At 66.9% G+C, this 11,142-nt stretch carries 11 protein-coding genes; 6 read left to right on the forward strand and 5 right to left on the reverse strand.

The genetic code is table 11. From position 1 onward, the window contains the following. Window positions 1-21: 21 nt before the first annotated feature. From fabD to VM621_RS18810, 4 genes are all read right to left on the reverse strand, one after another. Window positions 22-972: an ACP S-malonyltransferase gene (gene fabD, locus VM621_RS18795; RefSeq protein ID WP_325470494.1), complete on the reverse strand. Its 951-nt coding sequence runs from the start codon at window positions 970-972 to the stop codon at window positions 22-24. Window positions 973-1,383: 411 nt separating this feature from the next. Beyond that, window positions 1,384-2,352, reverse strand: a complete 969-nt coding sequence (locus VM621_RS18800) for a beta-ketoacyl-ACP synthase III (RefSeq protein WP_325470505.1) — start codon at window positions 2,350-2,352, stop codon at window positions 1,384-1,386. 93 nt (window positions 2,353-2,445) lie between these two features. Continuing rightward, window positions 2,446-2,640, reverse strand: coding sequence for a 50S ribosomal protein L32 (gene rpmF, locus VM621_RS18805; protein WP_183422378.1), 195 nt, complete (start codon window positions 2,638-2,640; stop codon window positions 2,446-2,448). 18 nt (window positions 2,641-2,658) lie between these two features. After that, window positions 2,659-3,192: a YceD family protein gene (locus VM621_RS18810; RefSeq protein ID WP_325470495.1), complete on the reverse strand. Its 534-nt coding sequence runs from the start codon at window positions 3,190-3,192 to the stop codon at window positions 2,659-2,661. A 226-nt stretch (window positions 3,193-3,418) separates the two neighbouring features. Between VM621_RS18810 and VM621_RS18815 the strand changes: the two genes are divergently transcribed. Together VM621_RS18815 and VM621_RS18820 are read left to right on the forward strand one after the other, a co-directional pair. Next, a complete protein-coding gene (locus VM621_RS18815) occupies window positions 3,419-3,796 on the forward strand; it encodes a hypothetical protein (RefSeq protein ID WP_325470496.1) in 378 nt (125 codons plus the stop codon). Then, window positions 3,797-4,381: a Maf family protein gene (locus tag VM621_RS18820; protein WP_325470497.1), complete on the forward strand. Its 585-nt coding sequence runs from the start codon at window positions 3,797-3,799 to the stop codon at window positions 4,379-4,381. Here VM621_RS18820 and VM621_RS18825 read toward each other — a convergent pair. Beyond that, on the reverse strand, window positions 4,349-5,980 hold the full coding sequence (locus VM621_RS18825; protein ID WP_325470498.1) for a glycosyltransferase family 39 protein: 1,632 nt from the start codon (window positions 5,978-5,980) through the stop codon (window positions 4,349-4,351). The genes VM621_RS18820 and VM621_RS18825 overlap by 33 nt on opposite strands. A gap of 35 nt (window positions 5,981-6,015) precedes the next feature. On the opposite strand from VM621_RS18825, the gene VM621_RS18830 reads away from it, so the two are divergent. From VM621_RS18830 to VM621_RS18845, 4 genes are all read left to right on the forward strand, one after another. Continuing rightward, window positions 6,016-6,957: a MoxR family ATPase gene (locus VM621_RS18830; RefSeq protein ID WP_325470499.1), complete on the forward strand. Its 942-nt coding sequence runs from the start codon at window positions 6,016-6,018 to the stop codon at window positions 6,955-6,957. 62 nt (window positions 6,958-7,019) lie between these two features. Then, the gene (locus VM621_RS18835; protein WP_325470500.1) at window positions 7,020-7,913 is read left to right on the forward strand and encodes a DUF58 domain-containing protein; all 894 of its coding nucleotides are present in this window, start codon (window positions 7,020-7,022) and stop codon (window positions 7,911-7,913) included. Beyond that, a complete protein-coding gene (locus VM621_RS18840; protein WP_325470501.1) occupies window positions 7,910-9,910 on the forward strand; it encodes a DUF3488 and transglutaminase-like domain-containing protein in 2,001 nt (666 codons plus the stop codon). The genes VM621_RS18835 and VM621_RS18840 overlap by 4 nt, the downstream gene beginning before the upstream one ends. A gap of 43 nt (window positions 9,911-9,953) precedes the next feature. Next, on the forward strand, window positions 9,954-10,547 hold the full coding sequence (locus tag VM621_RS18845; protein WP_325470502.1) for a Slp family lipoprotein: 594 nt from the start codon (window positions 9,954-9,956) through the stop codon (window positions 10,545-10,547). Window positions 10,548-11,142 lie beyond the last annotated feature (595 nt).

Genomic DNA, 11,142 nt, shown 5'->3' on the forward strand with positions numbered 1-11,142 from the left:
AGTCGGGCGTGACGGCAGCGGTCAGGCTGCCGCGATAGCGAGTGCCGCGTCGAGGTCGGCCGGCGTACCGATCGCCCGGGCCTCGACCGACTTGTCGATGCGCTTGATGAGGCCCGACAGCACCTTGCCCGGGCCGCACTCCAGCGCCTGGGTGATGCCATTGGCCGCCAGCGCCTGGACGCATTCGGTCCAACGCACGGGCAGGTAGAGCTGGCGCATGAGCGCACCGCGAATGTCCTCGACGGACGTGTGGACCCGGGCGTCCGCGTTCTGGACCACCGGAATCGACGGCATGGACCACTCGATGGCCGCCATGCGCTCGCCCAGCGTGTCCGCGGCGTCACGCATGAGCATGCAGTGCGAGGGCACGGAGACGGCCAGCTTCACCGCCTTTTTCACGCCCAACTCGGCCAGGCGCGCCAGGGCGCGGTCTACCGCCTCGGCATGACCGGCGATGACCAGCTGGCCGGGCGAGTTGTAGTTGGCCGGGGCGACGACCTGGCCTTGGGCGACGTCGGCGCAGACCTGGGCGATCTGGGCATCGTCACCACCGAGGATCGCGGCCATGGCACCGACACCGGCCGGCACGGCGGCCTGCATCAGGCGACCGCGCTCGGCGACGAGACCGGCAGCATCCTTCAGGGAAATCGCGCCGGCGGCGACCAGGGCGCTGTACTCGCCCAGGCTGTGCCCGGAGAGGTAGGCCGGACGCGGACCGCCCTGCTTCACCCACACACGCCAGACAGCCACGCTGGCGGCCAGCAAGGCCGGCTGGGTGTTTTCGGTGCTGTTGAGGCGATCCTCGGGGCCGTTCTGGCTCAACTCCCACAGATCGATACCGGCGCCGGCCGAGGCCTCATCGAAGGCGGCCCGGACATCGGAATGCGCGGCGGCCAGTTCGGCAACCATACCGACGGACTGCGAGCCCTGACCGGGAAAGACGAAGGCGAGCGAGGCGCTGGATGCGGTCATGCGAGAAGTTTCCGGGACGTCAAACCGCGAATGGTGCCAGCAACTTGGGGCACATTGCACCATTCGCGCGAGTGTGGAGGCCTGGCTTTGTGGTGGAGGCCTGGCTTGTGGTGGATGCCTGGCTTGTGGTGGAGGCCTGGCTTGTGATGGATGCCTGGCTTGTGTTGGAGGCCTGGCTTGTGTTGGATGCCTGGCCTGTGATGGAGGCATGGCTTTGTGTGGGAGCCGGCTATGCCGGCGATGGCCCCACCGGCTAAACCGCTCCGTTGGCTTTTCGCCGCTGAAGCGGCTCCCACATTGCCCCCACCTAGTTGCCTAGTTGCCTGGCTGCCCACCTAGTTGCCTGGCTGCCCACCTAGTTGCCTAGTTGCCCACTAGTTGCCCATCTGCCTAGCTGCCTAGCTGCCTATTTCAGTACCTGAGCAGCGCCGAGGCCCAGGTGAAGCCACCGCCGAAGGCCTCGAGCAGGAGGTTCTGGCCGCGCTTGACCTTGCCCGAACGCACGGCGTAATCCAGCGCCAGCGGCACCGAACCGGACGAGGTGTTGGCGTGCTTGTCCACCGTGACGATGACCCGGTCCATCGACATGCTCAGGCGCTTGGCCGTCGCTTCGATGATGCGCAGGTTCGCCTGGTGCGGAATCAGCCAGTCGATTTCGTCTTCCTTCATGCCGGCGTCCGCCAGGGTCTCGCCGACCAGCGAATCCAGCGTCTTGACCGCGACCTTGAACACTTCTCGGCCCAGCATGTTGATCTTGACGCCGTGATTTGGCGCATCGGTGAAGCCCGCGGACACGCCGACCGGGTTGAACAGCAGGTGCTTGAAGCCGCCGTCGGCACGCATGCGCGTGGTGAAGATGCCCGGCTCGTCCGAGGCTTCCAGCACGACGGCACCGGCGCCGTCACCGAACAGCACGCAGGTTTCGCGCTCCGTCCAGTCGACCATGCGGGTGAGCGTCTCGGCACCGATCACCAGGGCCTTCTTCGACTGGCCGCTGCGCACGAACGCATTGGCGATGCCCAGCGCGTAGACGAAGCCCGAGCAGGCCGCATTCACGTCGAACGCGGCACAGCCGTTGGCGCCAAGACGGTGCTGCACGAGGCAGGCCGTGGAGGGGAAGATGAGGTCGGGCGTGGTCGTGCCCAGGACGATGAGATCGATCTCGGAGGCCTTGACGCCAGCCGCCTCGAGGGCGCGCTGCGCTGCAAGGAATGCGAGATCGCCCGTGGTTTCGCCGTCGGCCGCATAGTGGCGCTCGGAGATGCCGGTGCGCGTGCGGATCCACTCGTCGGTGGTCTCGACAATCTTTTCGAGGTCCGCATTCGTCACGACCCTGTCGGGAAGCGCGCTGCCGGTACCCATGATGCGGGCGTATTTCAGAACCGTTCCCCTGTGCTTTCGGGGCCATAGGCCAAAAACGCAAAACGGCGCGTTTCCGCGCCGCCTGCGTTGTGATCGTCCCTGGGAGGGAGATCAGTCCTCGACTTCAACCGCACCGCGGGTGTCGATGACCTTCTTACCGCGGTAGAAGCCATCCTTGGTCACGTGGTGACGCAGGTGCACTTCGCCGCTGGTCGGATCGGTCGACAGCTGAACGGTCTGCAGCGCATCGTGCGAACGACGCATGCCACGGGTGGACGGGGTCTTGCGGCTCTTGGCAACTGCCATGACAAATCTCCAGCGAAATTACTTTATGAGTCCGCGGAGTGCCGCGAACGGGTTTTCAGACGGATCCGGCGAGGCTTCTTCTTCCTCGTCGGCACCAACGATGTCATCGGGCAACTCGTAGTCCGGATTGACCGGGACCAGGGGCAGCGCCAACAGCAGTTCATCTTCGATCGTCGCGACCAGGTCGAGCTTGCCATCCTGTTCGACCAGAAGTGCCTCGTACCCCGGGGGCAACGCGGCTTCCTCGGCTTCTTCGACAATCAGTCCGAGACGTGTATCGATCTCGACCGGAAGCACGAACGGCTCCAGCGATCGCTGACAGATCACGGTCAACAGCGCCTTTGCACGAACGGCCACGTAGGCGATGTTGAACTCGTCGCGACCGAAGTCCAGCTCGTAGGTTACCTCGCCTTCTGGCGACGCAACGCCTGCTGGCGGCACAACGACTTCACCGAGACGGGTGAACACCGACACGGGAAGCGAGCCCTGGAACGAACGCCGCGCACGAACTTCGCGCCAAGCGTCCACGGACGATGGCAAGGTCACGGACATAATCGGGAAATGGTAGGCATCAACCTGCCTGAAGTCAACCGGTTAGCGAGTGCGAAGCGCAAGGCGACGCGTTTTTGCGCAGGCCCCGGCCTTTCGTGCAGACTCGCAGGCCAGGATGTAGTTTGCCGCAGCACACCCAACAGGGGGAAGAGCTAGCGTGTTTTCTTTTGCATATTATGTACTTGCGATCCTCATCGTGGTCGCTGTCGGGCTTTGCGCGTGGGCCGTGTCCCAACAGCGCACGCGCCGACGCCACCACGCCATGCAGGATCTGCTCGACAACGCCGACCGGCTCGAGACGGACCTCAAGGACTGTCGGGACCGCCTCCAGCGCGCGCACTCGGTCATGTCGGTCAGTCCGGATGTGCCCGCCGCCGGCGAGGTGGAAGCCCAGCAAGCCGTGGATTCGGGCCTGCGCGCCCTGCTCCAGCAACGCCTGTGGATCCGCGACCGCGCCCCGGGTGCCAGCCAGCGCGAGCTGGACGAGGCCGTCGATGGCCTGGTGCGGGCTCGCCATCAGCTGGAGCCACGCCTGCGTGCCCTCGACGACGCCCAGACCGCCCTCGACACGGCGGTGCGTGAACACATCCACAAGGAATTCTGAGTGTCCGGACAGCCCCTCGTCATTCTCGCGTCGACCTCGGCCTATCGCGCTGCCCTACTCCGGCGCCTGATCGACGATTTCGAACGGACCTCGCCCGGCACCGACGAAGCACCCTTGCCCGGCGAAGCACCCGCCGCGCGGGCGGCCCGACTGGCCGAAGCCAAGGCACGCGCGGTCGCCGCGACACGTCCCGGCTGCATCGTCATCGGCTCGGACCAGGTCGCGGATCTCGACGGGACCGTGCTCGACAAGCCGGGGACGGTGCACGCCGCGCACAAGCAACTGGCAGCCAGTTCGGGGCGCGAGGTCGTCTTCCACACCGCGGTCTGCGTGATCGATGCCGGGGGCGATGCGTTCGTCCATGTCGACGAGACACGCGTGCACTTCCGCCCGCTGTCGGCCCGGGACATCGAACGTTACGTCGAACGCGAACGCCCGCTGGACTGCGCGGGAAGCTTCAAATGCGAAGGCCTCGGCATCGCGCTGTTCGAACGGATCGTCAATGAAGACCCCACCGCCCTGATCGGCCTGCCCTTGATCGCCACGTGTCGGCTACTTCGCGACGCCGGCCTCGCCCTGCCCTGAAGCAGCCCGCGCGGCCGCGATCGATGCCCGGTACGCCTCGTTCCAGACCAGGCAGTCGTCCGGGTTCCCGAGCGGCGCCGCACTGGCTCGTGCGGTGGCGTCGTAGATCGCGAAGCGCCGCCGACCGTCGAAGAGATCCAACCGGGTAATGGCTCGTGCGACCTCTACGCGCGAGCAGACCGACGCAAGCCAGTCGCGTTTTTCGCGCTCGCGCAGCGCGGTTTCATCGATCACGAGAAGGACCCGCCGGCCGGCATGTTTCGCCAGGCCGGATTCGTCGAAACCCCACGCGCGCAGTTGCGGCGCGCGGCCGTGCTTCGTGTTCAACGGGCTATCGAGCGAGTAGACGAGGTGGGAACCGCCGAGTGCGAAACGGAGTTCCGCCGCCAGCATGAAATTGTCGGCGACGAGGAGCACCGAGGGGTCGCGGGCCAGCGTCGCCTTCACCGCCGCACCGCTTTCGCGCCAGCCGGTGAAGTTCGATGGAAAAGCTTTCACGCCGGCGAGCACGCGCGCGCCGTCCGCCGAGGCCGCCAACCCGAGATAGCCCAGGCCGGCGAGCAGGCCGACGCCAGCGAGCGCAAAACCGGTCAGTGCGAACCGGCGCCAGGCGCACCGGGTGTTCGCCAGTAACGAAGGCAAGACCGCGCAGAGAAGGGCGAATCCCGGCAGGGGCCAGTGCGCGCGAAAACGAATGTCGTCGGCAAACAGGCCGAGCACGAAATAGAGAACGACGAAGCTTCCGGCGACGATCGCGATCACGTCGAAGGGCGGCTGTCCGCGCCGCCGCCATGATTGCCACAGCGCCCACAGCAACGCGGCCCAGGCCAGGGGCGTGCATGCCAGCGCCTGCTCGAGCGGCTGGACCAGCGCATCCGCGTGGAACTGCCAGGGATTGCGCTCGACCAGTTGAAACGCCAGACCGGCGCCACGCGCGGCGACGTTGTAGACGATCAGGGGAAGCAGGCCGAGCGAGGCTACCGCCATGGCCAGCCACAGCCCAGGACGCGACCATTGCAGGCGCCCTCGCGGCGTCGCCAGCAGAAACAGCAAGCCGGCCAGCATCGGCATCGCGGCCCGGTAGTGGGTGGCCCATGCGATCGCCAGGCCGGCACCGAGCCAGGCCCAGTCGCGCCGGCGGTTCGTCTCCAGCGCCGCCAGCAATCCCTGGGTGGCGAACAGGATGGCGAAGGTCAGCGGCACGTCGGGCAAGGCCAACACGCCCAGGCTGCCGACCAGGGGCAGCAGCAAGGCGAAGGTCGCCGCCTGCCAGCGGACCGCCTCGCCGCCCGCCCGTCGGGCGATGGCACCGACCTGCCAAGGAAGCAGCGCACCGATCAGCAGGAACGGCAAGCGCATGGCCAGGAGGCCATGACCGAAGACGCCTTCGGACAGACCGATCAACCACGCCGTCAGTGGGGGAAGGTCGCTGTAACCCCAGGCCGGCGAAAGACTCTCCTGCCAGTAGAAAGCCTCGTCACCGAACGGCGGCAACGTGCTCGCTATGACCGTTTTCAGCAACAGGGCGACGACGAACAGAACGAGGAATACGCCTCGCCACGGTCGCACCGGCACCGCTACACTGGAACGCTCAAACATCGATATAGCCAGGCCTGGGGGCACACGCATCGATCATGTCAGCGACCACTCCGCTCAACGATGAAATGCTCCGCCACCGACTGGATGGCGCACTGGCACAGGTCAACGGCGTGCTTCTGGGCAAGCCCCGCCAGGTCAAGCTGGCCTTCACCTGCCTGATAGCGGGCGGCCACCTTCTCCTCGAAGACGTCCCGGGCGTGGGCAAGACGACGCTGGCGCACGCGCTGGCGGCCACGTTCGATCTCGAATTCCAACGTATCCAGTTCACCAGCGACCTCCTGCCATCGGACATTATCGGGGTCAGCGTGTACGAGCGCGAGACGGGACAGTTTCGCTTCCACGCCGGCCCGATCTTCACCAGCCTGCTGCTCGCCGACGAAATCAACCGCGCCACGCCGAAATCGCAGAGCGCCCTGCTCGAGGCCATGGCCGAAGGCCAGACCACGGTCGATGGCGTCACCCATGAGCTGCCCAGGCCGTTCTTCGTCGTCGCCACCCAGAACCCGCTCGACCTGGCCGGCACGTTCCCGCTACCCGATTCGCAGCTCGATCGTTTCATGTTGCGGCTCAGCCTGGACTATCCCGACCCTGCCGCCGAGCGCGCCCTGCTGATCGGAGAGGACCGCCGCGACATGATGGCGTCGCTCAAGCCACGCCTGGATGCCGTCGCTATCGGACAGCTGCACGCGGCCGCGCAGGCGGTGAAGGTCAGCGGTGCCCTGCTCGACTACCTGCAGGCGCTGTTGACGGCCAGCCGCAAGCACAACGATGTACGCGTGGGTCTATCGCCCCGTGCCGGGCTGGCCTTGCTCGCCGCATCGCGCGCCTGGGCCATGATCGGCGGCCGCGATTACGTCATCCCCGAGGATGTACAGACGGTCTTCGTCCCCACGGCGGCGCATCGCCTGGTACCCGGCCGAGGCAGCCATCGCGAAGCGATCGCGCGCGCGATCCTCGCCGAGACCGCGGTGCCCTGATGCCACCTGCGGGCGAGCGGATCGTGGCTTGGGCGGAACGGAGGCTGCCTTCGCTCACCCGGATGCGCAGGCGCGAGCCGCTGCCTATCCTGCTTCACCGCCGGCGCATCTACATCGTGCCGACCGGTTTTGGCCTGGGCTTCTCCCTGCTGCTCGCGGTCATGCTCGTCGGCGCACTGAACTACGCGAACAACGCCGCACTCATGCTGACCTGCCTGCTGGGCGCGGCGACTGCAGGAAGCATGCTGGTGGCGTTTCGCACCCTCAACGGGGTCTCGGTCGGTGGCTTGCGCGCGGGCACTGCCCGCGCCGGCGAGCCGATCCGCGTCTCGCTCGACATCGCCGCCAGTCAGCGCGAACGCATGGCGATCCGACTCGATGTCGCCGGGCGCGAACATGTCGTCGTGGTCAGTCCCGGCGCGCCCACCGCCATCGAGTTCGCCCTGGATACCGACTTTCGCGGCTGGCTCTCGCTGCCGCGCATGCGCCTGCACACACGCTGGCCGCTGGGCATGTTCCGTGCGTGGAGCTGGCTCAACCCGGACAACCCGGTGCTGGTCTATCCACGCCCCGAGGCGCTCGGACCCACGCCCTTCGAACCTGAAGGCGATGCCGACCGCGGCCGTCCGCGCGCCGGCGACGAACTGGCCGCGCTACGCGACTACCGTCCGGGCGATCCGCGCCGACAGATCGCCTGGAAGCTCAGCGCTCGCCATCACGGCCTCCTGGTGAAAGACCTCGAACAGCCGGCGCCGAAGGAAGACTGGCGCCTGGACTGGGACAGCATGCACGGTCTCGACGACGAATCCCGCATCTCCCGCCTGGCACGATGGGTCGACGAAGCGAAGGACTCCGGCAGGCGCTGGAGCCTGCGCCTGCCGGACGGCTATTTCGATATCGCGCAGGGCGACGAACACTACCATCGCTGCATGACGGCACTGGCCCTGCGCCCATGACGCGTTTTCGCCTCTCACTGACCCGCGCGCCGGTCGACGATCCGGCCCTCGCACGCCGTTCGTTCGACCTGCTCTGCCTTACCATGGCCAGTGTCCTGGCCGTACACGCACTGCACCTGCCCTGGTGGCTCACCGTCACCCTCGCCATCGTGCTGGCCGCGCGTTGGCATCAACGGCGCAGTGGCGGTCGCAATGCGCCGATCTGGATCAAGCTGCCCTTGATCGGTCTGCTGCTCGCCGTCGTCATCGCGTACTACGGCACGCTGTTCGGACGTGAGCCGGGCAGTGCCTTCGCCGTCGGCCTGCTCGTGCTGAAGATGCTCGAAAGCGAGCACCGTCGCGACGCGCGCGTGGCGATCGCCTTTGGCTGTTTCGGCTTGATGAGCGCCCTGCTCTTCGACCAGGGCATCGTCGCCAGCTTCGTCGTGGCGCTCGGCCTGGTCCCCGCCGTCACCACGTTGCGCTCGCTTGAAGAAGTCGATCCCGAATCGCTGCCGCTACGGCGCGAACTGTTGCCGGTGTTGGTCACCCTGCTCGCCGCGGTACCGCTTGCCGCCTTCGCCTTCGTTTTCGTACCGCGCCTGAGTTCGCCGCTCTGGGGTGCACCCACGGGCGACAAATCCATCACCGGGCTATCGGACCGCATGGCGCCAGGCGACATGGCCGAAGTGCTGACGGACGACACGCCCGCCATGCGCGTGACCTTCGACGGCACGCCACCGATGAACGCGAGCCGCTATTTCCGCGCGTACACGATGACCAACTTCGACGGACAGAGCTGGTCTCCCGACTACGATGGCCCTTCGCGCTCGCCCGGCACCCTCGAAGGGCAATCCCGCTTCGACTACGAGATCACCCTCGAGCCGACACGCCAGCGGGTGCTACCCCTCCTGGACATGCCCCTGAGCGCACCCGAGGACGCAAGATTGCGCGCGGACCGCACGGCTGTCGCCGACCGGCGTGTGGACGAGGTCTATCGATATCGCGCTTCCGCGACGACCGATTACCGCCTCGACGCCACCATCGACGCCCGGCAGCGTCGACAGGCGCTGCAGTTGCCCAACGGCGTGGGGCCGCATGCACGCGAACTGGCCGCCGGCTGGGCCAGCCAGTACGGCAACGATCACCTGGCCATCGCGCGTGCCGCCCTCGCCATGTTCCACGACGGTGGATTCCGTTACACCCTCGCCCCGGCCGCGCTGGGTCGCGATCGCATCGACGACTTCCTGTTCCAGACCCGCGAAGGATTCTGCGAGCACTTCTCCTCCACCTTTACCTTCCTCATGCGGGCCGCGGGCGTTCCCGCGCGCGTGGTCACCGGGTACCAGGGCGGCTACTGGAACAAGCTCGGTTCCTACCTGCTGGTGCGCCACGCCGACGCGCACGCATGGTCCGAAGTCTGGCTGGAGGGACGCGGATGGGTACGCTTCGATCCCACCGGCGCCGTCCGACCGGAACGGGTCAGCCTGGGTGCCGCCGCCGCGGCCGCGGTCGGCAATCCCGCCGAAGGTGGCCTGTTCGACATGACTTGGTTACGCAACGCGCGCGACCGCTGGGATGTCGTCAACCAATGGTGGAACCAGGCCGTTAACGGCTTCGACGCGCTTCGCCAGCAAGGCATGCTGCAACCGTTCGGTATTCGCCGGGCCGATGTGGGCGATCTTGCGATCATCCTCGCTGTCGGGTGCGCGCTGCTGGTGGCCGCCGCGCTCGGTTGGGCGTTGTTCCAGCGCCGTGAAGGCGATGCGTTGGACGCGTGCATGCGGCGTCTCGAACGAAAGCTGGCGCGTGTAGGAGTGACGCGACGGACCGGTGAAGGTCCGCGTCATTTCCTTGGACGCGCCGCGCGTTCCTTGCCCGATCAGCGAAACGCGTTGGAAAGGTTGAGCCAGCTTTACTTGCGGTCGCGCTATGCTTTTGACGAACCGCCGCCTGAATCGCTAAGCGAATTCAGACAGCGGGTGAAGGAATTAAAGCCGCGCCGCGTGGTCAAATAACGACATGGCATCGGCCGTGTCCGGTGCCTCTGGGAGATGTGACATGTCCATGTACAAACCGCTGGTCATCGCAGCCGCGACGCTGGCCCTTGGCGCATGCGCCACCGTGCCGCAGCCGTTGCAGGGCCAGTTCAACGACGTCTCGACGTCCGGCGCGCAGCAGGGCGGTGCCCCGGGCGCGAAGGTTCGCTGGGGCGGCGAGATCATCAAGACGGAACCGGGCCCGCAGCAGACCTGCTTCTTCGTCCTGTCCGAACCGCTCGACAACGAAGCCCGCCCGACCGCCAGCAAGACCGATAGCCAGGGCCGCTTCGTGGCCTGCCGCGACGGCTTCTACGACCCCGAAGTATTCACCCGCGGTCGCGAGATCACGGTGACCGGTACGCTGCATGGCGCCGTCTCGCAGAAGGTTGGCGACTTCGACTACGCCTACCCGCGCGTCGAAGCCGACGTGGTCTACCTCTGGCCGAAGCGCGTGGCCGTCCAGCCTTACGGTCCCGGCTTCTACGACCCGTTCTGGGGTCCGGGCTTCGGTCCGGGCTGGGGTCCGTACGGTTACGGTCCGTGGGGCGACCCTTACTGGTACCGCCCGCGCACGATCATCGTGCGCCCGCCGCCGGCGCCGCGCGCGCGTTGAAGGTAAAAAGAAAAAGCCGGCTAAACGCCGGCTTTTTCTTGGTTCATCGCAAGATTCCGGGGACGCCGAGGGCATATCGCGGCGAGCGCGGACGTGGCGGCGCAGAGCCTTCGGTGCCCACCCTCGCTGCTCAGACAGGTCCTCCGCGTTCGGTGCGGAAGGCCGCTGCGCGGCGTGTCTTATATGGCCTACGGCCGCTCACTTGTGCGGAACTCGCCTCGAGGGTGGGCACCGAAGACTCTCCCGAACCGTGAGGCTCGCGTGGGTCGAGCCAAAGCGCGCAGCGGCATCGCCGGCAAGCACGCCGAGACAGGCGCGAGGAAGATGCCGGGCAACCGGGTACCAGCAACCGCTTCCGCATCGACCCGGAGTTCCGGGCGCGGCCGGGGCCGACAAAGCATCCCGCACCGGCTCTCCTTGCACTCGACCGTATCGTCGTGAGAGACCTTGGCGCCCACCCTCGAGGCGAGTTCCGCACAAGTGAGCGGCCGTAGGCCAGATAGATAAATAGGCCGCGCAGCGGCCTTCCGCACCGAACGCGGAGGACCTGTCTGAGCAGCGAGGGTGGGCGCCAAGGTCTCCCCGCGAAACGCCC

Source organism: Luteibacter sp., assembly GCF_035539195.1.
GTDB lineage: Bacteria > Pseudomonadota > Gammaproteobacteria > Xanthomonadales > Rhodanobacteraceae > Luteibacter.